22 protein-coding genes are annotated in these 24,554 nt (G+C 41.3%); 18 read left to right on the plus strand and 4 right to left on the minus strand.

The window, feature by feature from the left end; all coding sequences use genetic code 11:
• The first annotated feature begins 182 nt into the window (after nucleotides 1-182).
• The 3 genes from BM291_RS11610 (at nucleotide 183) to BM291_RS11620 (ending at nucleotide 5,187) form a co-directional block, all read left to right on the plus strand.
• Complete coding sequence (locus tag BM291_RS11610) at nucleotides 183-566, plus strand: thioredoxin-like domain-containing protein (protein ID WP_245786857.1); 384 nt, start codon at nucleotides 183-185, stop codon at nucleotides 564-566.
• Between the two features lie 4 nt (nucleotides 567-570).
• On the plus strand, nucleotides 571-3,765 hold the full coding sequence (locus BM291_RS11615; RefSeq protein ID WP_175499691.1) for a SusC/RagA family TonB-linked outer membrane protein: 3,195 nt from the start codon (nucleotides 571-573) through the stop codon (nucleotides 3,763-3,765).
• 96 nt (nucleotides 3,766-3,861) lie between these two features.
• The gene (locus BM291_RS11620) at nucleotides 3,862-5,187 is read left to right on the plus strand and encodes a RagB/SusD family nutrient uptake outer membrane protein (RefSeq protein WP_092897560.1); all 1,326 of its coding nucleotides are present in this window, start codon (nucleotides 3,862-3,864) and stop codon (nucleotides 5,185-5,187) included.
• Nucleotides 5,188-5,225: 38 nt separating this feature from the next.
• On the opposite strand, the gene BM291_RS11625 is transcribed toward BM291_RS11620, so the two are convergent.
• Both BM291_RS11625 and BM291_RS11630 read right to left on the minus strand, forming a co-directional pair.
• Nucleotides 5,226-5,507, minus strand: coding sequence for a DUF6520 family protein (locus BM291_RS11625; RefSeq protein ID WP_092897562.1), 282 nt, complete (start codon nucleotides 5,505-5,507; stop codon nucleotides 5,226-5,228).
• Nucleotides 5,508-5,889: 382 nt separating this feature from the next.
• A complete protein-coding gene (locus BM291_RS11630; protein ID WP_092897564.1) occupies nucleotides 5,890-6,318 on the minus strand; it encodes a MauE/DoxX family redox-associated membrane protein in 429 nt (142 codons plus the stop codon).
• Between the two features lie 202 nt (nucleotides 6,319-6,520).
• On the opposite strand from BM291_RS11630, the gene BM291_RS11635 reads away from it, so the two are divergent.
• The 12 genes from BM291_RS11635 to BM291_RS11685 all read left to right on the plus strand — a co-directional run bounded on the left by BM291_RS11635 (nucleotide 6,521) and on the right by BM291_RS11685 (nucleotide 19,664).
• A complete protein-coding gene (locus BM291_RS11635) occupies nucleotides 6,521-8,167 on the plus strand; it encodes a terpene synthase family protein (RefSeq protein ID WP_139229085.1) in 1,647 nt (548 codons plus the stop codon).
• Nucleotides 8,168-8,190: 23 nt separating this feature from the next.
• Entirely contained in the window at nucleotides 8,191-9,039 is an 849-nt protein-coding gene (locus BM291_RS11640) for an RteC domain-containing protein (RefSeq protein ID WP_092897568.1), read from the plus strand.
• Nucleotides 9,040-9,134: 95 nt separating this feature from the next.
• Nucleotides 9,135-9,974 (plus strand): RteC domain-containing protein, encoded by an 840-nt coding sequence (locus tag BM291_RS11645; RefSeq protein ID WP_092897570.1) that lies wholly within the window; start codon nucleotides 9,135-9,137, stop codon nucleotides 9,972-9,974.
• A gap of 17 nt (nucleotides 9,975-9,991) precedes the next feature.
• Nucleotides 9,992-10,399 carry a hypothetical protein gene (locus BM291_RS11650; RefSeq protein WP_139229086.1) on the plus strand — a complete coding sequence of 136 codons (408 nt, stop codon included), beginning with the start codon at nucleotides 9,992-9,994 and terminating at the stop codon, nucleotides 10,397-10,399.
• Between the two features lie 426 nt (nucleotides 10,400-10,825).
• The gene (locus tag BM291_RS11655; RefSeq protein WP_092897574.1) at nucleotides 10,826-11,245 is read left to right on the plus strand and encodes a hypothetical protein; all 420 of its coding nucleotides are present in this window, start codon (nucleotides 10,826-10,828) and stop codon (nucleotides 11,243-11,245) included.
• A gap of 102 nt (nucleotides 11,246-11,347) precedes the next feature.
• Nucleotides 11,348-12,724 (plus strand): TolC family protein, encoded by a 1,377-nt coding sequence (locus BM291_RS11660; protein ID WP_092897576.1) that lies wholly within the window; start codon nucleotides 11,348-11,350, stop codon nucleotides 12,722-12,724.
• A 10-nt stretch (nucleotides 12,725-12,734) separates the two neighbouring features.
• Nucleotides 12,735-15,914: an efflux RND transporter permease subunit gene (locus tag BM291_RS11665; RefSeq protein WP_092897578.1), complete on the plus strand. Its 3,180-nt coding sequence runs from the start codon at nucleotides 12,735-12,737 to the stop codon at nucleotides 15,912-15,914.
• Between the two features lie 15 nt (nucleotides 15,915-15,929).
• Entirely contained in the window at nucleotides 15,930-17,036 is a 1,107-nt protein-coding gene (locus tag BM291_RS11670; RefSeq protein WP_092897580.1) for an efflux RND transporter periplasmic adaptor subunit, read from the plus strand.
• Nucleotides 17,037-17,071: 35 nt separating this feature from the next.
• Nucleotides 17,072-17,497, plus strand: a complete 426-nt coding sequence (locus BM291_RS11675) for a DsrE family protein (RefSeq protein ID WP_092897582.1) — start codon at nucleotides 17,072-17,074, stop codon at nucleotides 17,495-17,497.
• A 37-nt stretch (nucleotides 17,498-17,534) separates the two neighbouring features.
• Nucleotides 17,535-18,158: a TlpA family protein disulfide reductase gene (locus BM291_RS11680; protein ID WP_092897584.1), complete on the plus strand. Its 624-nt coding sequence runs from the start codon at nucleotides 17,535-17,537 to the stop codon at nucleotides 18,156-18,158.
• An 80-nt stretch (nucleotides 18,159-18,238) separates the two neighbouring features.
• A complete protein-coding gene (locus BM291_RS22150; RefSeq protein ID WP_217647312.1) occupies nucleotides 18,239-18,700 on the plus strand; it encodes a metallophosphoesterase in 462 nt (153 codons plus the stop codon).
• A complete protein-coding gene (locus tag BM291_RS11685) occupies nucleotides 18,693-19,664 on the plus strand; it encodes a bifunctional metallophosphatase/5'-nucleotidase (RefSeq protein ID WP_217647313.1) in 972 nt (323 codons plus the stop codon). Before BM291_RS22150 ends, BM291_RS11685 begins: the two co-directional genes overlap by 8 nt.
• Nucleotides 19,665-19,922: 258 nt before the next feature.
• Here the strand turns inward: BM291_RS11685 and BM291_RS11690 are convergent, their stop codons facing one another.
• Together BM291_RS11690 and BM291_RS11695 are read right to left on the minus strand one after the other, a co-directional pair.
• Nucleotides 19,923-20,183, minus strand: coding sequence for a hypothetical protein (locus BM291_RS11690; protein ID WP_092897586.1), 261 nt, complete (start codon nucleotides 20,181-20,183; stop codon nucleotides 19,923-19,925).
• A gap of 25 nt (nucleotides 20,184-20,208) precedes the next feature.
• Nucleotides 20,209-20,490: a hypothetical protein gene (locus BM291_RS11695; RefSeq protein WP_092897588.1), complete on the minus strand. Its 282-nt coding sequence runs from the start codon at nucleotides 20,488-20,490 to the stop codon at nucleotides 20,209-20,211.
• A 316-nt stretch (nucleotides 20,491-20,806) separates the two neighbouring features.
• On the opposite strand from BM291_RS11695, the gene BM291_RS11700 reads away from it, so the two are divergent.
• The 3 genes from BM291_RS11700 to mobC are packed head-to-tail and all read left to right on the plus strand — an operon-like array spanning nucleotide 20,807 to nucleotide 24,473.
• On the plus strand, nucleotides 20,807-21,193 hold the full coding sequence (locus BM291_RS11700) for a plasmid mobilization protein (RefSeq protein WP_092897590.1): 387 nt from the start codon (nucleotides 20,807-20,809) through the stop codon (nucleotides 21,191-21,193).
• Nucleotides 21,178-22,461 carry a relaxase/mobilization nuclease domain-containing protein gene (locus BM291_RS11705; protein WP_092897592.1) on the plus strand — a complete coding sequence of 428 codons (1,284 nt, stop codon included), beginning with the start codon at nucleotides 21,178-21,180 and terminating at the stop codon, nucleotides 22,459-22,461. Before BM291_RS11700 ends, BM291_RS11705 begins: the two co-directional genes overlap by 16 nt.
• Before the next feature lie 26 nt (nucleotides 22,462-22,487).
• The gene (mobC, locus tag BM291_RS11710; RefSeq protein ID WP_092897933.1) at nucleotides 22,488-24,473 is read left to right on the plus strand and encodes a conjugal transfer protein MobC; all 1,986 of its coding nucleotides are present in this window, start codon (nucleotides 22,488-22,490) and stop codon (nucleotides 24,471-24,473) included.
• Nucleotides 24,474-24,554: the final 81 nt, after the last annotated feature.

The following is a 24,554-nucleotide window of genomic DNA, read 5'->3' on the forward strand; positions in this document are numbered from 1 at the left end:
CGTTCTTCCCAACTCAAAGAACCACCTGTTCTTATCTTCTTTTGCTGTCTTTTCATAGTTTACGTTTTGTGTAAACCTATTCTAGGACAAGTCAATCTTTAAAAGGGACGGATTTTTATAAGGGCTCCCTGACAGACAGCAGCGGAAATCCCTTTCCCCTAGAGCAGTTGGAGGGAAAAACAGTGGTAATGAGTTTCTGGGTGAACGGCTGCAAGTTCTGTATGCGCTATTATCAGCAGACGCTCAAACCAGTATTCGAACAACTGAAGGATGATCCTGATATCCTCTTTGTGTCAGTAAATGCTGATAACAGTTTGGATAACTGGGAGAAAGGACTGAGCTCAGGTCGGTATGTACATCCTGATATGATCAATTTACATGAGACGCCCGGTACAGGACTATTGGATTATTACAAAATAGCTTCTTTTCCTCAGAAGCTATTTGTGGACGCTGATAATCGCCTCCTGCTGATCACCCGCCAGCAGTATAAACCTGAAAAACTTATTGAGCTGATCAGGCAAATGAAAAATGAAACTGCTGAAGAATTGTCCACCCTTACCCCATAAGAAAATGAAAAGATTAGTAACGATACTGACATTTATGTGCCTGATAGGCACTCTTTGTAAGGCCCAGAATCAGGCTTCATCCATCAGAGGGCAGGTTTTTAGCCAGGATGACATGCTGCCGCTGAGTGGCGCACTGGTGACCCTTGGGGATTCACTTCAGCTGACTATCACAGATGAGAATGGGTATTTTGAAGTTAAAGCTGCTCCTGGAGAATATTTACTCAAGGTGTCCTTTCTCGGGATGGAAAGTAAATCACTTCCGGTCACCTTTCCTTCCGGGGAGCTTCTGCGGATTGAGCTGGAGCATGATCAGAGTGAATTACAGGAAGTGGTGGTCATGTCCACAGGGTATCAGTCCCTTCCTGCAGAACGGGTAACAGGTTCATTTGTCTCTCTGGACGAAAAGCTTGTGTTTAGGAAGGTCAGTTCGGATTTTATTGACCGCCTGGAGGATGTCTCTCCCGGCGTATCGTTCAACCGTGGTCCGAATACCGGCAGGGATCAGATTTCTATCAGGGGAAGATCAACCCTTTTTGCAAACACTGCTCCCCTTATCGTTGTGGATAATTTTCCATACGACGGTCCCCTGGAAAGCATCAATCCCAATGACATCGAACAGATCACTGTGCTAAAGGATGCTGCCGCAGCTTCTATTTGGGGTGCGCGGGCAGGGAATGGGGTTATAGTGGTCACCACTAAATCTGGGGCACAGGCCTCAGCACCGCGGGTGAGTTTTAACAGTTCGGTGAATGTGTTTGAAAAAACTGATCCCTTTTATGTCCCACAGATGAATATGGGGGAGTTTGTAGAAATAGAAAGACAGCTGTTTGCAAACAAATATTACCGCTCGCAGGAAAACAGCCGAAACAAAAATGCATTGTCACCGGTGGTAGAAGCCTTAATAGCAGAAAGGGATGGTTTACTGTCCTCAGAAGCGGCAGAATCTCTGATATCAAGTTACAAAGGACAGGACTTAAGACGGGATCTTGCAGACTATTACTATCGATCCAGAATCAGTCAGCAATATGCACTTTCCCTCAATGGTGGATCAACCTCCAATACCTATTATTTCAGCGTGGGGTATGACAGAAACCTACAGGGAGTGACTGGAAACAAGGATGAAAGATGGACCATTCAGGCAAAGAATTCCTGGTCTTTTGCCAAGGATAAACTGAAATGGTCAGTAGGTCTTTACCTGACCCAGTCGGATGATACCGGAACTACCGATATCCCTCAAAGCTTCCCTTATGCCAGTCTTGCAGACGAGCAGGGAGAGCCTCTTCCCATATACAGGAATTTATCCTCGAGATACATCAGTTCTGTTCAAGGATTGGGCTTGCTGGATTGGAAGAATGTGCCGCTCAATGAACGGGGGAAGCTGGATGAGAACGCTAGGGTATTGGACGGCCGCTTTCAAACGGCCCTGACAGTACTGCCTCTAGAAGGGCTTAGTGCCACACTTTCTTATCAATACTGGACAAACCGAAGCAACACCAGAAACAGAAACCCTGCGTCTTCTTATTATGTGAGGGATTTGTTCAACCGTTTTTCTTACCTGACGGAGTCGGGGACGGTTCAGCATTATCTTCCACAAGGTGATATCCTCGACCTGTCCAATGCTACTTCGTATTCCCAAACGCTGAGAGGAGTGGTGAACTACACCAAAGAATGGTCGGATATGCACCGACTCGCTGTGCTGGCAGGTTCGGAAATCCGTGATTTATCCTCTATTTCAGATGAGGTGAGGTATTATGGCTACAATGATGCGCTCGGCACAAGTTCAGTAGTTGATTACCTGACGCGTTTCCCCTATTTCTATAACCCAGCTGCCAGCGCTACCATTGAATCAGGGATGAGTCATAGCGGACTGACCGACAGGTTTGTTTCTTTTTATGGAAATGCAGGCTATACCTTCAGAAAAAAATTCGATGTAACCGTGAGCATCAGAAAAGACCAGTCCAACTTTTTTGGAGTTGATGCAAATGACAGGGGAGTTCCACTTTGGTCCGCCGGGTTGGGCTGGACTTTGAGTGAGGAGCCGTTCTCAGGATTTCTTAATGATTCATATTTGAAATTGAGGATGAGTTATGGCTATAGCGGAAATCTGGACAAATCCCTATCAGGACTGCTTACCGCTGCTTACTACAATCAACCTAATTATGCCTATATACCGAATATGCCAGCTGCCACTGTCCAGAATCCGCCAAATCCAGGGCTGCGATGGGAAAAGGTAGGAATCACCAATGCAGGGGTGGATTTCGAATCCAAATCAGGAAGATGGACGGGTACCTTTGAATATTATGTTAAAAAAGGCGAGGATCTAATCGGTCAGTATGAGGTGCCCATATCTACCGGGCTATCCAGGGTAACGGGAAATTATGCCCAAAGCAGGACGAATGGTATAGACCTCATTTTGGGAGCCAGATGGATTGATAGAAGCGTGACCTGGAAGTCCGATTTTTTCCTAAGCCAAGTTAAGGATAAAGTGACCAGGGTAGATGTAGATCAAACGGGGTCAAGCCTGATCAACGCTGTAAATTCCGCAATACCCTTTCCTGTGGAAGGGAAACCTCTTTTTTCAGTCTATTCCTATGAATGGGCCGGATTGAATCCAGATACAGGCAACCCACAGGGGATAATGGACGGGGAAGTAAGTGAAGAGTACATTCCCATTATCACTACAGCCAGTCCGGAAACACTGGTCTATCATGGTCCGGCACGTCCCACTGTTTTTGGGTCATTGAGGAATACAGTCGGATGGAAAGGATTCAGTCTATCAGTAAACATCACGTATAGGTTAGGCTACTATTACCGTCGCAGATCAATTGATTATGCCTCACTGCTACGTGGACAGATAGGTCATGGTGATTACGAAAGCCGCTGGAAAAATCCAGGGGATGAGCAGCAGACCCAGATCCCTTCCATGCCAGCTTCAGCAAGCAGTACAAGAAATTTATTTTACTCAAATTCTGCAATTCTGGTGGAGAAAGGAGATCATATAAGACTTCAGGATATAAGGCTTGGGTATTCTTTTATAAAGACGGAGCGGCCATGGCTTCCATTACGCAGTGCTGAACTGTATGGCTATGCCAACAATCTTGGGATTCTGTGGAAAGCTTCCGATGATTCGCTTGATCCTGATTTCCAAACTGCTAAACCACTTTCTTCATTTGCCTTAGGCTTAAAAATCGATTTCTAATCTTAGGGGTAAACGTGCCTGGCTTTCTTCATAAGGTTAAATGTACCAATCAGACACTGGTAGGTAAATCCTACCACCCCTTCTTATTCCAATATTATGATAAAAAATACTTCATACACCTATCTGTTCGCGCTGATGTTGTTTAGCGCATGCAGCGGTTTCCTTGATGAGAAGCCAAATAAAAATATCCTCGTGCCCGAATCTGTTTCAGAGTATGAGGCTTTGATAGATAATTATGACCAGATTAATTTGACTCCAGTTTTACCATTTGTGTATGCGGATGATTATTATACCTTAGCATCCAATTGGCAGCGGTTTATGCCTTGGCAGCAAAATGCCTATTTGTGGTCAGATGATCCCTACCTCCCCGATGAGAGCCCTCTGGATTATTTTCTGATGTATCGAAAAATTTTCAATGCCAATATTATCCTGGATAAAGTGAATACGGCTCCCGAATGGTCTGTGGACGATCTGAATAGATTGAAAGGCAAAGCCCTGTTCTGGAGAGCGCATGCTTATTATGAACTGGCTGTTCTACATCTTCCTATACCGGAAAGTGGTTTTGATGAGTCGGATTATTTTATTCCCTTGGTGACAGATGCTGAGCTTGGGTCAACCAAAGAGAATGCCAATGCCGGGGAAATATTTTCCATGATCCTGGGAGATTTAGAGAATTCTCTTTCACTTCTTCCGGAAATACCTGAGTATGCTTCCCAGCCTTCCAAATATGCAGGGTATGCACTATTGGCAAGGATTAATCTGTACTTAGGTAAGTACGAAAATGCTAGGGAATATGCCGAGCAGGTATTGGCAGGACCATTCACTTTAATGGATTATGGAATGCTGGACAGTACATCATCGTATCCTTTTAACCTATTCAATTCCGAGACGGTGTTGTTCACAAATATGGCAAGCCAGGGAACCGTGTCAAATGATAACATAGCTTTTATTACTGCCGATTTAATGGGAAGTTTTGACTCGCTAGATCTAAGGCTTCCACTGTATACTTTTTCCAATGATTTCGGGACGGTATCCTTTCGAGGAAGCTATACCGGAGATTATTCCGTCTTTACGGGAATAGGATTGGATGAGGTTTATCTGATATTGGCTGAAAGTAATGTCCGGTTGGGAAATGAGGAAGAGGGATTGGGAAATCTGGTTTCCCTGCTCGAGAAGAGGTATTCCGGCCAAATTCCAATACTGTTAGGAGAAGAAGTATTGTTGGAAACTGTTCTTTCTGAGAGAAGGAAGTCTTTGCTGTTCAGAGGTCAGCGATGGGCTGACTTAAAAAGATTCAGCTATTGGGATAACCAGTACTATATTTTGAAAAGAAGTCTGGAAGAGGAGGAGATTCTATTTGAATCAAAGCCTGAGAATTTTCAGTTGAAAATTGCCCAGAGAGAACTGGCTTTTATGAAATAGATCAAAAAAAGGCCGGAGGTTTTCCGGCCTGATTTACTTTATTCCGCTTGCGGAATATCCTCGTCATGAAGTACAAACAATTTATTGGTACTTCCTGATAGAGGCTGTCCCATCCCGAATGCCTGGTCATATAGACAGGTTTGGTCTGGAGAATTGTTGCACTCATAAGAGGTAGGCCCAGGTGTTTCATTGGTGACATCATACCAAATTCCGCCAGACTGTCCAAATTCACCGACGTTTTTCGGGCTGGTGAAGGCAAACGCTGCAAATGCTGCCAAAACAAATGCAAAAAGGGGTAATCTTTTAATTAAATTATTCATCGTTATGTCCTGTTTTTTAACAGATCAAAAACAGGGAAACCGTTTGGGATCCCGAGCTGAAACAAGTTTATTTCCTTCGGGATGTGGTTAAAGTGCCTACTCTGTTAAGGGTTTTCGGCATGTCCCTTTATACATCGCCCAGTGTAGTTTGGAGTCTCCACTTCCAGACTCGGAGACAGGCGAAGTAAGTAATGGGTTTGATTTAATTCTTATTTGTGTAATTTTTTGGGGTGGGATAATGCCTTTTCCTGCCCCGTTTTTTTGATTAATTAGAATTTGTGTCACATTCTAAAATTTTTGTAGTCTTTTATGTTGATTATTTGAGTTTTAGTTTAACTTGTATAAGGGATTAGTTGCTGTCACCTAATTGAAAATTAACACCTTAAAGCGGGACCTTTGGATCCCGCTTTTTTGTGCCTGAAAGTCCTATGATGCTTAGCACAATCATAAAACTGTTCAGCCAGAAATGCTCCGCCCATCCCAGTGATTCCAGGATCCCAGCACAGTTGCAGGGAATCCTTGGGAAAGCTCCCACCCAGATCAGTCCCACATAAGTGGTGAAGACGGTGAGGAGGAGGATACTTGAGAGGTATCCCCACCATCTGCTGACCGAAAAGAGTAGGAGTAAAGCAATCAGCAACTCTGAGATAGGTACAGCAAATGCTAGAATCTCTGCCAATTCCGCCGGAAAGGTTTGGTTATGAAACGCCTTTTTGCTGGCGTCCCAGCTAATGAGTTTGTCCAATCCTGTATAGGTCCATAAGAGGATCAGCAGGATGCTTGGGATAGCTGATTTTTCTGTGTTTTCCATTCAGTTTCATGTTCAATGGAAAGTTGAGGCTTTTAAAAAAAGGGAATTCACAAGGTGGGTAGTAAACTTAAAAAGTGTATCAATTATACAATTTTGAAATTTTTGAAAAATAAAGCCCCTGATTACTTGGTTTTTAGGTAATGTGAATTTAAAATGTACTACTGTTTTTTAACTCAGTAAAGGCAATAGGCAAATTCAACGGTTGATCATCAACTGTAAAGGCAATTATATTTGTGGGACTTCGGCAAGGAGTTTAGGAATCGGAAGTATTGTTACATCTTATGGATATACCATTATGGAAAGGTATGAATTGGACCCACAGGTTCTAAAAACCCTTTTTGGTCTTGAAGGTAAAGTTGGTGATGCAGCTTTTGAAAAGCTTGTACCATTTTTGGACCTGCGACAGGCTAAAAGAAAAATTATTATTCGTGATGCAGGTGCAGTGGAAAATGAATCCAGGTTTCTTGTTGAAGGTTTGATAGGGATGTACTACACAGGGAAATTGTCCCGACTATACTTTCCTGGCGATGTCTTTATGGACTTCGAATCATACCAGACGCAGATTCCCAGCAAATATCATTTCAAAGCACTTGGCGATTCCGTTTACATCAGTCTTTCTTATCTCAACGAGGAGCTATTGCTTAAGGAAATCCCAGATTTTACGGATTTTTCTAAATCCCAGATAGCAAAAGTGCGAAATGCTGATTTTGAGTGGCATGCGTTTACTCAAATGAATTATCGGGATAAAATCCGAGTAATAGAGGAGAAATTTCCTTCTTTCAAATATGACCTAACCAATAAGGAGAAAGCAAGTTTGCTGGGAGTTAGTTACGCCACCGCTGCTCGTATAAAGTCGTTTCCTAAAATTAGGAAGGTTAGTAGAGAAAATAAGCAACTTGAAAAATTGCTTAATTATCCTTTTCCAGCCTATGTTCACAACGATGCAGCAGAGATTGAAGACCTGTCGGTGTCATGGGCGATCAACTTCCATTCGATTTTTAGGAATAATGAAGAAGTAGATTATTACAAAAAACAAAAGCTTAGCTATTTATCTTCCAGTCTTTATCCTGAAATTGATTTTGAGAGAGGGGTTTGGATTTCGAAGCTATACCTATGGCTGTTCTATCTGGATGATATAACTGATAGTTTGCCGGTAGGACAAAAAGTGAACTTTTGGAGCTATCTGCTAGATGGAATTGAAGCTATTATCAATGAAAAACAGTTGGAGCACATTCCCTCAAGGATTTTAGTCTATCTAAATGCATTTATGGATCTGGCAAAGGAATTTAAGGTAATGGTTGCCTATAGTAAAGATCTAATGGATTTGGTATTTTCAGAGGTTCTACTTTATCTCAAATATAACAAGGCCGAATCAGAACATAAAGATAGAGGTCATCCTCCTACATTGGAAGAATACCGTAATAGCCGTCCATATTTCTCTGGAGGAAATTTAGCCCTCGCACTTTGCTCCTTTGAATCCGTGGATAAGTTCAAGAGTGATGGAGCTGATTGGCTAGGAACAGAACAGCTAAGACAATTGGGGGCAAGGCTGATCTATCTGTCCAATGACCTGATTTCTTACAATAAAGAAGCTTCTCAGGGAGACTTTATGAATATCATTACGCTTTTGATGCATCATAAAAAGATGGATTTTACTACCGCTCAGCAATCAATTCTCGACGAACATACTGCGGTGCTCGAAGAATTTATGAAACTGGATAGAAATTGGCGAGATGAATTCAGGCCTGAAAACAATGGAATGCTCAAATACCTCAAACAGATTAAATATAAGGTAGCAGGTTCCGTCCATTGGTCCCTATCTATTTCGTCTAGATATAAGATGCCCTGAGCGAGCAATTTAACTAACCTGTTATGAACATTATCGAAATTTCAATACAGATACTTTCCAACTTAAAAAGGGAGTTGTCAATTCTGAAGTTAGATGGAGAAAACAAACTTATTCAGTTTGAGTCTGCCTTTCATTTGGTGGACAAGGCAATGGATAAGATCAAGCTCTTTATGGACAAGTATGATTTTGTTTCTGAGCAAGAAGAGATAGAATTCTTTAAACATCACATGTCAAAATTTCTCAAAGAATCTGTGTATTTCTCTGAACTTTTCAATATGGAGTCTATTAAACCAGCTGGACCCGAACATGAAATCAGAAAATTCTACGAAAAGGAGTTGCTCAGTGTACAGGAGTTTCTCCAAAACAACCAGAATCTTTACAATTACCTGTTGATGAAAAAAGAGAACCAGGATAGGGTGTTTTTCTTAAGGAGTTCACAGGCACCTGTCTATAAGCCCAATTTATTCTGGCATACGCTGGATACCAGATATTGTACTGTCTATACATTATACTGTGCCAGGATCATGGGCACTCTTTCACTGGCAGGTTATATTCATGATCAATTACTGATTCTAAATGATGCTCAAGATTCGGTTGGGGAGGATAAAAATCCATCATTGTATTGGACAGGGAAAAAGACGGATCTGGTGGAATTGGTTTATGCCCTAAAAACATCCAATGTTATTAATTACGGAAATGCCAGTGTTGTAGAATTGGCAACTCTCATGTCGGAAGTGTTCGGTAAAGAACTGCAGGGTTATTACAGGACTTTCCTGGAAATCAAGTCCAGAAAGAAAAACCGAACTGTATTCCTTGATCATTGCAGAGTCAATTTGGAGGCTTATATGGATAGTTTTGAGGCAAAGGAATAATAATTCATTCTTAATGGACAACAGAGAAGTTGAAAAAAATGAGGCGCTGAATGAGTTGAGAGGCAGGAGGTGTTTTGGTAATAAACAAGGAGGATATGAAAGCATTTATAGAAGCGCTTTTTGTGGAGATGGAACAATCACTGAAGGAGGTGTCGAAGGAGACTTCCAACGGACTGCAAAAAGCTGAGAGATGTTGTCAGGTGGTCAATGCGATTTTGATCCGATTGAAGGAATTTATGGCAAGCTATACATTCCGTGATGCTCACGAGGAGATCCAGTTTTTTAAGGAATACAAGCCTTTGCTCTTTAAGGAATTGATTTTCTACTCAGAACTAACTTACATAGAAGCAAAAAAGCCTATAGGGAAAAAGGAACAGATCAAAAGTTATTATCCCCATGTGTTGGATCAAATCCAGGAGTTCTTTGTCAGAAACCATCAGCTTTACATTTATTACCAATTGGGAAAAAGTGATCAGGACGAAAAACTGTTTTTGAGGGATTCCAAGCCCGTCTCGCTTATCCCGGACTATTCCTTTGACTTTGATCCTTCATTTTCCACCATCAACAGCAGCAAGCTGGCCAAGATCATGGGGTATGAGAGTCTGACTGATCATATTCGTAAAACAATCTACAGGCTGGAAAAAGGAAGTGATGATGGAGTAAGTGAGCTTTCCAGTCATGAGTGGACGGATTCAAAATCCGGTCTGATCGAATTGGCGTATGCGCTGCATTCTAGGGGAGCGGTAAATCATGGGAAGAGTGATGTGAAGGCAATCATTACCCTTATGGAATCACTGTTCAATGTGCAGGTGGGAAACTTCTACCGAACCTTTCAGAGCATGCGGGGAAGGAAAAAGAACAGAACTATTTTTCTGGATAGTCTCAAGGACAGTCTGGTAAAACGGATGGATGATACCGATATGGGATATCAATAAACAAAAAATCTGATGTTATGATTTTAGAGGATTTAATAGTGACTGTTTTAGGAGGGGCTCTGGTGCTTTCAGGGTTTGCGATTCGGTATTGGGTGGGTAGGCGACGTTTCGAGCGACGAGGGCTTGGAGGATTGCAGCATTATTCCAGTTATTCCAAAGCACTTGTTGTTTCTACGATTGAACGAATTGCCAATTTATTGACCATTCCAATGATACTGGGAGGAATATTCCTGTTAATGTTTTGGTGGATGTTTGTTAGAGATAATGCTTTGTCAAGAAATAAAGAAGATGTTAAAAGAAAAACAGAACATAAGACAGATCCCAAAGCCCACTTCCTTGTTCCGGCGGAAAAGGGCTTTGGTGAAAAGCTGATCAGCCCCATACCAACCGATTCATTCCAGTTGTCCATGAATCGATTTGTATAAAGCAGATTTGAAGACCGGAAAGGTTATTAACCGGTTAAACAAAAAATATTGATGTCTAAAGGAATGTAAAGGCAGAGCAACAATCTTAAAATACATCGAGATAGTTTTTTAAGGAACCTGAACTATATTGGTAATAATAGGATTCAACACAGCTTTACAATTACTTATTTACCGAGCAGGATACAGGGAATTAATTATTATCAATAAATTTAAAGGATTGCTATTAATGTGAGTAAAACCTTTGAGGATGCCATTCTTGCTATATAAATGGCGTACCCCTATCCCTTGTAATTGGATTAATACTTGTATATTTTTGCGTTCCCAGAACTTTTTTATTCATGTCTCGTATTCTACTCTTTGTAAGGTCAGGATGTCTAAGTTTATCCAAGTACCAACATATCACCCTAAGAATACATTAATTTAATAGTGATAAAAATTAAAAACAGCGATAGGACTAATGGTTATGGATGGCGTTCCGTTTTCGGTTTAGCTGCTGTTCTTTTTATTATCCTGTCATCCTGTGGGGTAAAAGCGAGTGTCAAAGATATTTTGGGAGTTCAGCAAAGTACCAAAAAAGAAGATTTCAAGAGAACCGATCATTCATTTTTGATCACGGAGTCCGCTGATTGTGGTCAAGAAAAAGCTGCAAAAGACCTCGTTATCCAAAATCCTGAGCTAAAGCTTCCATCACACGCTATTGTTGCTTTCTCATTGGCTACAGTAATTCCCTTACTTTTTGATTTAGACCAAATTACCTCAAGCCCACTGCATCCCTTGTATGGAGACAGTTCCCGTATTAGATATTCACTTCCAATTTTTATTCAGCACAATAGACTGATTATTTAGGCTACTACTTAGTCCCATTAATTTTTCGGGATTCACCCACTTTCACAGTTCAATAGACTAAGTAGACGTTAGGGGTTCCCCTGGCAAAGAATTTAAATTAACATGCTAAAACAAGTTTTGTCAGCTATGCTATGGCTGGCCTTGGCTGCGCATTCTGTGCAGGGCCAACAAAAATCAATTACCCTTGGTGAATTGTGGCATGAGGTAGAAAAAAACTACCCTGGAGTCAATGCCAGACAATCTTCCATAACTGCCGCCGAATTCAATGAAAAAGCAATTAAAAGTAACGCCTTGCCACAGGCAAATATTCAGCTCCAGAATACATTTGGCACATTTGAGGGAAGTAATGGTGCATTTTTCCCCCAGCCTGGATTTTTCAATGTCAGCGGAAAAGTAGCCCCAACGGAAGGATCTTCTACTTCTACCAATACATTTGGTTCAGCTACGCTCGAATTTGAGGTGTTTTCCTTTGGAAGGCAACAGACCGAAAACAAAGCTGCTGAAACCCAAACGGCTCGCTACTATGCTGAGAAGGAAGGTTATCTGATCCAACTGAAAAAGGAGCTCACTGGAAGGTTTGTCCAGGTTCTCTATGCCACTTCCAAATTGAGTTGGGCGGAAAAAAATGCAGATCGACTTAGCGAAGTTCATAAAATAGCCGCAGGACTGGCTAGAAGTGGACTGAAGCCAACCGCGGATAGCTTATTGGCGCATACCACCTATATCCAGGCACTTGCAGATGTGGATTATTGGCAGGGAATCCAAAACGCGTCTGTTCAAAAGCTTGAAGAACTGCATGGGATTCGGGAGATTAATTTTACCAACTCGGGCAGAAGGTTTATAGATCCCAGCCTGAAGGGTTCGACATCCTTTAGTGAGATAAACAATGACCACCCTTTTCTGGAATATTTTCACTTACAATCCGACTATTCTAAACTTCAAAGTTCCGTCCTGAAAAAGTCAGCGCTCCCTTCACTTAGGTTTCTGGGCGGATATGCCCTCCGAGGAACTGGGATTAGACCGGATGGCTACGTAAGCGGAAGATGGCAGGATGGATTTTCCAATTCAACTAATAATCTGCTGGTCGGGGCAGGTCTAACTTGGAATCTTACCAGTCTTAGGACAAATAAGTTGAAGTCGGATGCCATGTTAATGGATGCGGAGCGGTTAGTTTATCTACAGAAGCAACAGCTTCAGGCTATGGAAAAGGATCTGAGTGCAGCGAGAGGTCTAATAATTCAACAACGAAAACAATTAGTGAAGACACAGCAAGCTGTCAGGCAGGCTGAGGAAGCATACGTAATGTATAAGGCACGATACAGAAGTGGATTGATCTCCCTGACTGAATTACTTCAAATCCGGATGTATCTGGAGCAGGCAGAATCGGGTCATATAAAAGCAGTTCGTGACTATTGGCTTCAGTTGGCAATAGAGGCTGAGATAACTACTGACTTTGATTTTTTATTTCACAACCTCTAAAATTTATAAGATGAATCTAATTCGCTTTGCGTTAAGAAGACCCATCGCCATCATGGTTGTCGTGTTGGCTATTGCTGCCTTTTCATATAATGCTATAAAAAACATAAAAGTCGACATATTTCCTGAGGTAGAACTTCCGGCCTTGTATATAGCCATGCCTTATGGAGGCCTGTCACCAGCATATATGGATGGTTTTATGGCCAATGAATTTCAAAAGGTTTTACTCTATGTAAGTGGCATAGAGAATATTGATTTTAAAAGTGTACAGGGACTTAGTCTCATGAAACTCACCTTCTATCCAGGCACAGATATGGCTCAGGCAGCAGGGGAGGTATCCACCCAGGTTTCCAGAGCAATGGGATTTCTACCTCCCGGGGCCGTACCTCCAATGGTGGTACGGTTTGACGGCAATTCACTCCCGATAGGCCAATTGGTTTTCGAAAGTCCCCAACGATCTATTACTGAACTGCAGACGATGGTAGTCACCAAAATACGTCCCATGTTTGCTACAATTCCCGGAATCACAGCGCCAGCACCTTTTGGAGGAAACGTCAGAACTATTGTAGTCAGTATCGACCCACAGGCTATGCAGGCCAACGGATTGAGCCCGGAAGAGATTACGTTGGCCATTACAAAGAACAGCCACCCTTCGCCTGCAGGAAATATTCGAATCGGCGATGAAAATCTTATGGCTCCAATCAATTCTATAGCTAAAGATCCAGATGAATTTCTGAATATACCAATCAAAAATGTGGAGGGTCGTACCTTATTTATCAGGGATGTTGCACATGTAAAAGATGCCGCAGATCAGACGGTTGGATTTGCGCTTGTCAACGGAAAACGGTCTGTTTACCTTCCTGTGATCAAAAAGTCGGATGCTTCTACCATCGATGCGGTAGAAAATCTTAGATCCGCAATCCCCACACTTAAAGGATTGTTACCGGCGGATGTACAGATGCGTTATGAATTTGATCAATCCAAGTATATAGAAAGATCACTTTCTAATCTGATCCATGAGGGAATTTTGGGAGCTCTGTTTACAGGCTTGATGATTCTTCTTTTTCTGGGAGACTCAAGAGGAGCATTCATTGTTGTGCTGACTATTCCTATAGCCATTTTATCCGCAGTATGCGGCCTCTATTTATTTGGATATACGATCAACATAATGACTCTGAGTGGATTGGCTCTTTCTATAGGTATACTGGTGGATGAAGCAACGGTCACCATTGAAAATATTCACCAGCATATAGATTTGGGCAAACAAAAGCAGCGGGCAATTCTGGATGCCTTGCTGGAAATATCCATACCTAAGCTCCTGATCCTGCTATGTATTCTTGCTGTACTTACTCCGGCACTTATTATGACAGGTATTCCAAAGGATATGTTTCTGCCTTTATCTGTTGCAGTAGCTTTTGCAATGATCGCTTCTTTTGTAGCCTCCCAGACTTTTGTGCCCATCCTGGCCAACTGGTTGATGAAAGGCCATAAGCCAACTAGCGCTACCATTGGAAAAGGACAAAAAACCTTCTTTGCAAAGGTCAAAACCCGCTATACTTTTCTATTGAGAAAGTGGTCCGGTAATTCCCTTGTGTTATTTCTGGTATATTTTATTGTGGCTGGAGGTATGGTAGTGATTCTCCTAAATGTGATAGGGAAGGACGTCATGCCAGTATCGAACAGCAGTGATTTTCAAATTCGGATAGAAGCTCCCCAAGGAAGCAGGCTTGAGAAAACAGAGGCATTGGTCAAGGAAGTAATTGTAGATATCAAAGGGGAACTACCTGAGAACGGGCTCGCAATCACATCAGCTTATGTTGGTATGCATCCTGCGGCCACTCCCATTAATCCAATATTTTTATTTACGAATGCTTCGCACGAAGCAGTGCTGCAAGTCTCAGTAGATCAAGAATATTATAGTGGTTCGATGGAGGAGTTGAAAGAGCGGATCAGAGCTATAGTATCAGAGAAACACCCTAATGCGATGATTAATTTTGAACCCATGGAACTTACCGAAAAAATAATGGGCCAGGGAGCTATGACCCCAATCGAAGTAAAAGTAGGAGCTGCCCAGTTAAAGATTGCTGCTGAACATGCAGGTAAAATCGAGGCAAACCTAAAGAAAATCCCCTATCTGAGAGATGTTAGAATTGCTGAGCCCTTATCGTATCCCACTTTGCAGATTGAGGTGGATCGTGAGAAGTTAGCTTTGTTTGATATGACCATGCAGGATGTAACACGTAGTATGGTTACTGCAACTTCCTCCTCCCGGTATACGGATAAGAATCTTTGGATAGATCCCCGATCTGGACTTGTCTTTCAATCCCAGGTGCAAATCCCCGAAGAAATAATGAACTCAATAGAAATGTTGCGTTCCATTCCTCTTAAAAAAGGAAGTCCAAGACCGGTACTAGAGGATGTGGCTACCATACGTCGAACCTATACTGCTGCCCAAGTTAACCGTAAAGGACCTCATAGATATGTTACTCTGATTGCTAACGTCTATGGGATGGATCTTGGAACAGCCTCTGTGGATGTAAAGCAGGCAATTCAAGACGCAGGAACTCCCCCTAAAGGCACTTCTATTTGGATAGAGGGGACTTTGAAGCTCCTAGATGATACCCTAAATAGCCTAATTGCAGGTCTGGGAGTTGCGGTGATAGCAATATTTTTGATGCTCTCTACTTACTATCAATCATTTAGAGTGCCCATTGTTATCCTTTTGGTAATTCCATCTGTTTTCGCCGGAAGTCTAGTGATGCTTTATTTGACCGGAAGTACGCTGAATTTACAGTCCTATATGGGTATAATTATGTCCATCGGTGTATCTGTATCCAATGCCGTATTGTTAATCAACCAAGCAGAATATTATAGAAAACAAGTAGGATTGACACCTATCCAAGCGGGTAGATCTGCGGGCGCTTCCCGGCTCCGACCGGTATTGATGACTGCTGCAGCTATGCTCGCTGGTATGCTTCCCATGGCAATAGGTTTAGGAGATGGAGCAGAGCAGATTGCTCCTCTGGGAAGGGCCGTAATCGGCGGGCTATTAGCTTCTACAGTAACTGTTTTGATACTGTTGCCGCACCTATTTGCTTCTGTAATGTCCGGTTCTTCCTCGCATAGCCCTTCTATGGATCCTGATGATGAAGAGAACCGGTTTTTTTTAAGGCATAATGCGAATACAAACTAATAGAAAAGCAACTATATGATAACAGCAATAAAAAACAGCAACTATCTGGTATTCGTGATTTTACTGGCAGGGTCAATCTCTGCATGTACTTCCCAATATGATAAGAAAGATGAAGTCAAAATAACTGCCAAGGAAGAGAATGTATTCCCGGATGTGGAAAAGATCATTTATGCAAGTCAGGACTATCCACTTTCCCTGCCGGGAGAACTCGCACCTTATGAGGAGGTAGAACTTCATGCTAAGATCAATGGCTTTCTTGAGAAAATCTATGTGCAACGAGGCGATTTTGTACAAAAAGGACAGCTCCTGGCCGAACTTGTCGCTCCTGAGGTGGATCAACAATATTTATCAGATCAATCGGTTCAGGCTGAAAAGGAAAGTGATTACCTGTTTGCCAAACAGGCGTATGAGAGACTGACGGAAGCATCCAAAACTAAGGGAGCAGTCGCCCAAATAGAACTTGACCGGGCCAATAGCTTTATGATGAGTGCAAAATCTGCCTTTGAATCATCACAGGCAGGTACAGAGCAAAGCTCGCAATTAAAAAAGTATTTGAAGATCACTGCTCCTTTTGAGGGAATAATCACGCAAAGGAATTTATCTCTGGGTGCATTGGTAGGTCCTGGCTACAAGGCATCCATATTTACCATTGCCCAAGCGGATAAATTACGCTTGACTGTAGCTATCCCTGAGAAGCATGTAGCAGCTATATCTGATGATCTTAAAGCCAGTTTTATGGTTAGTTCACTTCCTGGGAAAGATTTTGAAGCATATCTGTCACGTTCCTCAGGCATTTTGAGTCAACAAAACAGATCGATTACTTTGGAATTTGATGTGGAAAATTCGAAGGGAGTGCTAAGTGGCGGCGAATATGCCCAGGTGAGGTTGAACCTTCACAGAAATGATTCTTCCTATTGGGTTTCTCCCCGAAGCATCGTCAATGCCCAGTCAGGGACTTTTATTATGACACTAAGGGAGGATCTGATCAAAAGAGTGCCTATTAAAGAAGGGATCAGGTTAGATAGTCTAGTAGAAATATTTGGTAATGTACAATTGGGTGATTTGGTATTGACAAACCCTTCTGAGGAAATTAAAGAAGGGAATATAAATAATCTAAAATAGCTGAATGAAACCGATAACCTTTAAAATAAATCATAATGAAAACTAATTTATTAAGTTTAATTCTTCTTATAGTTGTTCTTTTTAGCACAACAACTTTAGAAGCTCAGCAACTAGTTGAAAAAAGTAAACACAATTATGTAGTGCTCACCAAAAAAGTACCCCAATTAGAGCCCATAATTTTAACGGCAGAAGCGCTTAAAAAAGAAGATGGACAGAATTTTGGCGATTTTCAGATTATCATCTGCGGAATAGGAATAGGTGATATTACCGATCCTGAAAAGATCAGTGATTTTATTGAAAAAGCTGAAAAAGCAGGTGTACGTATCATAGCGTGTGGTTTTTCCCTTCATAAATTCAAGATCGATGAAACAAAAGTTCCCAAAGAAATCGAGGTCGTCGAAAACGGAATTCTATACAATTTTCAGTTACAGAAACAAGGATATATAAGTTTAAGCCTTTAAACCAATAAAATTCATTCAATTATAAAAACAATTCAAAATGGAAAATAAGAAGACAAAGAAAATATGGATTCAGTATGGGGTTTTAGCTGTTGTGAGCATAACACTTTACGCAACAGGCCTACATGCTGAGGTAATTGGTTTTGCCCAACGGGGATTGCTCGCAACAGGCTTAATGAATCCCGACATGGAGGAAATTACAAATGAGCGGAATTCTGAAGTCGAAAATAGAGTTGAAGCGGCTAAGCTAGATCTTACTCAAGCTGATTTTAACTTTAACCTGATTGATAAGGCAGGTAAGACCGTATCTCTAAATAAATTTAAGGGCAAAGTCATCTTTATAAATTTGTGGGCCACGTGGTGCGCGCCCTGTATTGCAGAAATGCCCAGCATAGATAAGTTGCACGACGAAATGGGGGATGAAGTCGCTTTTGTAATGTTATCGCTCGACCAGAATTTTGAAAAAGCAAAAGCTTTTGATAAACGCAAAGGATACGACCTGCCCATTTATGCTCCAGCAGACAATTTGCCAGCGATGTATGAATCGTCGGCCATACCAACCACCTATGTTATTGATGCCGCAGGAAACTTGGCATTGACACACAAAGGAATGGCCGATTATAGCGATCCAGAATTTAAAAAATTCCTGAATAGTTTAAAGTAGTGTTTTCGCAGCTGTGTTGGCGGTTCAACTTTGGCTATAATAGATTATCAAATTTATATTTTCATTTAAAATTGAAAATTATGAAACTGAATATAGTATTTATAAACGACGTGCACGGGTATCTCGCTCCTCATCCTGAATTGTTTTATAATGAAACGGGTGAGGTAGTTGAGACTGTGGGGGGGTATGCCCATATTGCAGGTTTAGTGGAGGATATCCGAAAAGATAATCCGAATACGTTACTGTTTGATGGTGGCGATACGCTACATGGAACTAAACCCCTTGTGGATTCGAAAGGCGAGGCTATCATCCCCATCTTAAATGCACTAAAACTCGATGCGCTGGTAGGGCATTGGGATTTTGGTTATGGACCAGAACAGTTACAAAAAATAAATAAGCAGTTGAATTTCCCAATCCTGGGTTGCAATGTGTTTAAAGTAGATGGTTCCAATTTTTTACAACCAACTGAGTTATTGGAAAAAGGGGGTGTAAAAATTGGTGATCGGTATCTGCGCTATGATAGTGGACAAAGTGATGCCTGAGAAGATGAGTAAGGGTCTGAAGTTTACTTCAGGAATTGACGAACTTCCAAAATGTATTAAAAAATTGAAAGCTGATGGAGCACATATAATTGTGCTACTATCGCATAACGGTTTTCCTCAAGATGTGGAATTATTGAAAGCAGTAAACGGTATCGACATTTGTTTGAGTGCCCATACTCATAACAGGATTTATAGCCCAGTTGAAGTCAATGGAGCTCGTGTTGTGCAATGTGGATGTCACGGAGCATTTATTGGTAATTTCACCATTGATTTTCAGGAAAATGAAATCAAAAGCTGTAATTACGAGCTTATAAAAGTAGATAGTTCGGTGCCGATAAATCCTGAGGTAGATAATTTAGTTGAGAAAGCCTTAAAGCCCTATCACGAGATTATCAACAAAGTTATAGGCCATACCAATGAGGTTTTGCATCGCTATAACACGACTAATTCCACAATGGACAATTTTCTACTAAAGGCCATTACTTACATTACCAATACAGACATTGCATTTTCAAATGGATGGCGTTATGGTGCGCCAATAGCAGTGGGGAATATTACAGAAAATGATATTTATAATATCACTCCTATGAATCCACCCGTTTCAACGGTGGAATTAACTGGTGTAGAGATTAAAGAAATGCTGGAGGAAAATCTGGAACGTACTTTCTGTAGCAAACCGTTTGGTCAAATGGGAGGCTATATAAAACGTGTTTTAGGATTGCAAATAAATATGCGAATAGAAAATCCGAAAGGACATCGCATTCAGGAAATTTACTATAAAGGTTCTCACCTTGATTTGATTAAAACCTATAAAGTTAGCTTTGTGACTACTCAAGGTGTCGCAAAGAAATATGGCAAGAACCGAAAAAAACATAGTCACAACGCTGTTGAGGCTATGAAAGCTTATTTAATTGAGAATACAGAATTTAGTCCAGATAAAATAGGGAGCTTTCGTCTTGTTTAATTAAAATGAAGTATGGACCGAAAAATTAAAAATATCATTACTTGAAATAGTAAAAGCCAGAAAATATTTTTATTAAGAAACTAACCTGGTTTCATTTAATCTTCCATTATTTTTTGAGCCGTAGGCTAAGCTCGGTCAGTCAGGTTTTACGGTTAAACAATACTACAATTATTCTGAAAACTCCCTCCCAGGTCCTTTTCCGATCTGTTATATTTCAGCCGCATGCTAGTTTTTTTTTCAATTTAAATGCGCACCCATTCAAGTGATACCCTTTCTCTTTTTTCTGGAGGTTCGCTGATTTCGGGTTGTTATTTTCCCTTCTTGACTTTGTGCAGTTTTTAGGTGTCCTGATGGAAGGACTTTTTCTTTAGGTGTCTTTAATTCTGAATCATTTTTTTCACAGATGCCTTTGATAAGTTCTTCGGTAAAATCATCGTCCCGGCCAAATGAGATTAGGGGATTTGCATCTGGGTCTATTCTTTCATCCCTGTTTAGTTTATCCGTCTCTTCCCGTTTCATACACTGATTGGTTTTAAAGTTTAAGTCAACCTTGATTTGTTAAGGCTTTTAGTTTGGAGTTTAGGGTAGTAAGTCCCGCTTTTTCCAGGCTATCGGAGATAATGGTATTCAGTTCTTCTTCTGATTCTTTTGAGATGTGAATAGGGTTTTTTCCGGATTCAGATTTTTGTTCCATTCCACGGGTGATTACTTCAGTCAGCAACAACACGGTTTTGCGGGGAATTTTCAGATCGATCTTTACCGTGTCATGCATACCTGGAACGGCAAGTAAAGTATCGTAAATAGTTTCAAGTGATGAGATAGCCATGTCTTCATTGGTTTTGAGTTAGAAATTTTGATTTGCTAAATCTACTGTCTATCAATGAAATGAGCTTATTTAGAGATTGATCAGGATAGGTAAATGATCCCTTCACTTTTTATACTTGTATCACCTACCGACTCGGGTTATGAAATGGCCAGAGATTTTTCCAAAGCTTCAAAAACCTTAAAAAGCTAACGGGATTTCCTGTGTCCTCCGAAATCGGCAAGATGTACGGTTGTATCACAACCGGATCTTGAACCCCTAACTCCGAAGTCGTGGGGTTGGAATCTGTAAGGATGTTGAACTGTAAAAAAGAAACGTGATGAAGGAAAACAACAAGAGAAACAAATGGCTTCATGTCAGATTGACTTTTAAGGAATATGAGAGTATTCAAGAGAATTTTGGACAAACTGTTCAGAATAGTCTGAGTGATTATGCCAGACAATTGTTGCTGAAAAAGCCTGTTATCGGCAGGTATCGGGATACCGGAATGCAGGACCTACTTGCTGAGTTAACTGCAATGAGAAGGGACTTGCACGGTCTTGCCGGTAACTACAATCAGATAGCAAAAAAGTTGAATTCAAGGGGTGAAAATGAGCGGGATTCCGATCTTGCTCAAGGTCAGCAATTGCAGAAAGAAATCCTGAATTCACTTGATTTGGTGAACCGATTTATCAATCAAACGGCAGCGAAATGGTTGCAATCATAAAGACTAGCGCTTCTTTGAGACGACCATTCCACTACAATGAAAATAAGGTAGAACAAGGAGTGGCTGAATTACTTTTTACTCAAAACTATCCGGTTGAGGAAGCGTCCCAGTCTGCAGATATTCGTCTGAAATATATGCTTAAACTGACTGAATTAAACTCCAGAACTTCAGTGAATACAGTCCATATTTCATTGAACTTTGCTCCGGGAGAGGACTTTGAAACCAAGAAATTACAAGATATAGCCAAAGAATACATGCGCGGGATTGGCTTTGAAAACCAACCCTATCTGGTGTATAAACACACCGATGCTGGCCACCCACATCTGCATATCGTGACGACGAATATTGGGTTGGATGGAAAGCGGATTGCTCTGCATAATATCGGTAAACTCAAGTCTGAACCAACCCGAAAGTCTATCGAAAAACAGTTTGATCTCGTGCCAGCAGAGTCCCAAAAGCAAGGGCTTTTTATAGCAAAGCCTGTTTCAATTTCCAGACTAGACTATGGTAAATCTGAGACTAAACGAGCCATTGGAAATGTGTTGCAACATGTGTTAAAAAACTATAGCTACACCTCCTTGCCTGAGCTAAATGCGGTATTGAAAGGCTATCGAATAGTGGCTGACCGTGGGACTGAAGAATCACGGATTTTTAAAAATAGAGGACTGGTTTACCGGGTATTAGATGGTGAAGGAAATAAGATTGGAGTACCGATAAAGGCAAGCAGTTTTCACTTTCGAGCTACACTGAATGCGATTGAATCCAAGTTTGAGACTAATGCTTTGGAACGCAAGAAACATATCAAATCAATTCGATCAGCAATTGATCTAACTGTTTTGAAGATGCCTAAAGGTAGTTTGGATGAGGTAATAAAAAGCATGGAGAAGCAGGGAATTGTCACGGTCAAACGGGAGAATCAAGAGGGTCGATTGTATGGGGTCACTTTTGTGGACCATCGAACCAAATGTGTGTTTAATGGAAGTGCATTAGGTAAGAAATACAGTGCGAATGGACTGTTGGATCGAATAGGAAATAATCAGAAAAATGACACGGTCACTCCCAAATCATACATCAAATCACCAAGTCAAGCGCAGGAAAACCTAAGAGATCAGAGACTAATTCTACCGGTTACTGATAAGGAAACCAGAAGTTCCAATAGCTCTTCAAGAGGTATGTTGGACACAGTAATAACTCCAGAGGAGACGTATAGTTATCTGCCATTGGAATGGAGAAAGAAGAAGCGTAAGAAAAGAAAACAAGTAAAATAATAGGGATAAACTAAGAGGGGATGGGGATGCAAACCGGAGAAAATGAACAGGGATTACGCAAGATTTTGGATATGACTCGCCTAATGGGGGTTGGGGTTTTGGGACTGCATTTTTATTACTATTGCTATGCTACATTTAAAGATTGGGGGCTGGTTTCGGATCTGACAGATGGAGTTTTAGAGAACATTTTTAATACGGGTCTGTTTGAGAATTTTTACACTTCCAAGCTTATTGCGATTGCCTTGCTGGCCATCTCTCTTTTGGGAATCAAGGGTAGGAAGAGTGAAAGTATGAACGCCAAAACGGCTTCGGTCTATGGCCTGCTGGGTCTGGGATTTTACTTCGGCAGTTACATCGTAATGCATTGGAAAGCTCATATAGAATGGATTTCGATTGCCTACATGACGCTCACCTCCCTAGGTTTTTTGCTTATACTTTCGGGAGGAACAAAGCTCTCGAGAATTATTCATGACCAGCTCAGTAGTGATGTTTTCAATTCAGAAAATGAAACATTTCCTCAGGAAGAACGACTGACTGAGAATGAATTCTCAGTCAATTTACCTGCAAAATATAGCCTGAAAGGAAAGGTTAGAGACAGCTGGATTAATATCATCAATCCTTTTCGTGGATTGATGGTATTGGGAACACCGGGATCGGGGAAGAGCTATTTTGTGATCCGTCATGTGATCACCCAGCACATCAAAAAGGGCTTTTCCATGTTTGTGTATGACTTCAAATTCGATGATCTGTCCTCCATAGTTTACAATACCTGGCTTAAAAACAAGCATCTATATCGGGTAGTCCCGGAGTTCTACGTGATCAATTTTGATGACCTTACACGAAGTCATCGATGCAATCCTTTGGCACCGGAAACAATGCTGGATATTACTGATGCAGCGGAATCAGCACGTACTATTTTGATGGGTTTGAACAGGGAATGGATCAAAAAGCAGGGAGACTTTTTTGTGGAGTCACCGATCAATTTCCTGACTGCCATCATCTGGTTTTTGCGAAAATACAACGGTGGAGAATTCTGTACACTGCCTCATGTGATTGAGTTGATGCAGGCTGATTACGATGAATTATTTACGGTTTTACGTACCGAAAAGGATATTGATGTGCTGATCAATCCATTCGTGAATGCCTATCTAAATGATGTGATGGAGCAGTTGGAAGGACAAATTGCATCGGCCAAAATCTCCATGGCTAGGCTGTCCTCAGCGCAGTTGTATTATGTGCTTTCAGGAAATGATTTCACGCTGGATATCAATAATCCCGAAGAGCCAAAGCTAGTCTGTATGGGAAACAATCCTCAGAAGATCCAGATCTATGGAGCAGTTTTATCATTGTATGTAAACCGACTGGTGAAGCTGGTAAACCAAAAAGGAAAGCTAAAAAGTAGCTTGATTTTCGATGAGTTTCCGACCATCTATTTGAACGGCATGGACAGTTTGATTGCCACGGCAAGGAGTAATAAAGTTGCTACGACATTGGGAGTTCAGGATCTTAGTCAGCTTAGAAAAGACTATGGGAGAGAGCTTGCAGATGTGATTATGGGTATAGTTGGAAACATCGTTTCGGGACAAGTGAATGGAGATTCAGCCAGACAATTGTCCGACCGAATTGGGAAGATCATGCAAGACAGACAGAGCCTGTCGATTAACAGTGGCGATACTTCTATTAGTAAGTCAAAGCAATTGGAATCAGCTGTTCCACCTTCCACGATATCCTCACTTTCATCAGGTGAATTTGTGGGGATGGTGGCAGATAAACCTGAGTGTAAACTGAGGTTAAAAGCCTTTCATGCTGAAATAATCAACGATCATCAGACGCTGAAAAAGGAACAGGAAAACTATCAGCCTATCCCTGAAATCCGAAAGCTGGATAGTACTATTGTACAGAGAAATTACCTTCAGATCAAGCAGGATGTCAGAGATATTATTCAGGCTGAGATGGGTAGACTATTGAATGATCCAGGGCAGATGCATTTGGTGATTAGGAAGGAGGGTTAAAAAGTTTTCAAATCTTATTATTTATGGGCTAACTGGAGCGGTGCAGTGATTGAAGGGTGCAATAAAGTAGGCAAAAACTAC

It is taken from the genome of Algoriphagus aquimarinus (genome assembly GCF_900112005.1).
Taxonomy (GTDB): Bacteria; Bacteroidota; Bacteroidia; order Cytophagales; family Cyclobacteriaceae; genus Algoriphagus; species Algoriphagus aquimarinus.

Excerpts from the sequence above, each read along its gene's own strand:
- BM291_RS11685 (WP_217647313.1), top strand. The coding sequence starts at position 18,693 with ATGCCTGAGAAGATGAGTAAGGGTCTGAAGTTTACTTCAGGAATTGAC.
- BM291_RS11670 (WP_092897580.1), top strand. The coding sequence starts at position 15,930 with ATGATAACAGCAATAAAAAACAGCAACTATCTGGTATTCGTGATTTTA.
- BM291_RS11695 (WP_092897588.1), bottom strand. The coding sequence starts at position 20,490 with ATGGCTATCTCATCACTTGAAACTATTTACGATACTTTACTTGCCGTT.
- BM291_RS22150 (WP_217647312.1), top strand. The coding sequence starts at position 18,239 with ATGAAACTGAATATAGTATTTATAAACGACGTGCACGGGTATCTCGCT.
- BM291_RS11700 (WP_092897590.1), top strand. The coding sequence starts at position 20,807 with ATGAAGGAAAACAACAAGAGAAACAAATGGCTTCATGTCAGATTGACT.
- BM291_RS11650 (WP_139229086.1), top strand. The coding sequence starts at position 9,992 with ATGATTTTAGAGGATTTAATAGTGACTGTTTTAGGAGGGGCTCTGGTG.
- BM291_RS11630 (WP_092897564.1), bottom strand. The coding sequence starts at position 6,318 with ATGGAAAACACAGAAAAATCAGCTATCCCAAGCATCCTGCTGATCCTC.
- BM291_RS11680 (WP_092897584.1), top strand. The coding sequence starts at position 17,535 with ATGGAAAATAAGAAGACAAAGAAAATATGGATTCAGTATGGGGTTTTA.
- BM291_RS11625 (WP_092897562.1), bottom strand. The coding sequence starts at position 5,507 with ATGAATAATTTAATTAAAAGATTACCCCTTTTTGCATTTGTTTTGGCA.
- BM291_RS11660 (WP_092897576.1), top strand. The coding sequence starts at position 11,348 with ATGCTAAAACAAGTTTTGTCAGCTATGCTATGGCTGGCCTTGGCTGCG.
- BM291_RS11640 (WP_092897568.1), top strand. The coding sequence starts at position 8,191 with ATGAACATTATCGAAATTTCAATACAGATACTTTCCAACTTAAAAAGG.
- mobC (WP_092897933.1), top strand. The coding sequence starts at position 22,488 with ATGCAAACCGGAGAAAATGAACAGGGATTACGCAAGATTTTGGATATG.
- BM291_RS11690 (WP_092897586.1), bottom strand. The coding sequence starts at position 20,183 with ATGAAACGGGAAGAGACGGATAAACTAAACAGGGATGAAAGAATAGAC.
- BM291_RS11645 (WP_092897570.1), top strand. The coding sequence starts at position 9,135 with ATGAAAGCATTTATAGAAGCGCTTTTTGTGGAGATGGAACAATCACTG.
- BM291_RS11620 (WP_092897560.1), top strand. The coding sequence starts at position 3,862 with ATGATAAAAAATACTTCATACACCTATCTGTTCGCGCTGATGTTGTTT.
- BM291_RS11615 (WP_175499691.1), top strand. The coding sequence starts at position 571 with ATGAAAAGATTAGTAACGATACTGACATTTATGTGCCTGATAGGCACT.
- BM291_RS11665 (WP_092897578.1), top strand. The coding sequence starts at position 12,735 with ATGAATCTAATTCGCTTTGCGTTAAGAAGACCCATCGCCATCATGGTT.
- BM291_RS11705 (WP_092897592.1), top strand. The coding sequence starts at position 21,178 with ATGGTTGCAATCATAAAGACTAGCGCTTCTTTGAGACGACCATTCCAC.
- BM291_RS11675 (WP_092897582.1), top strand. The coding sequence starts at position 17,072 with ATGAAAACTAATTTATTAAGTTTAATTCTTCTTATAGTTGTTCTTTTT.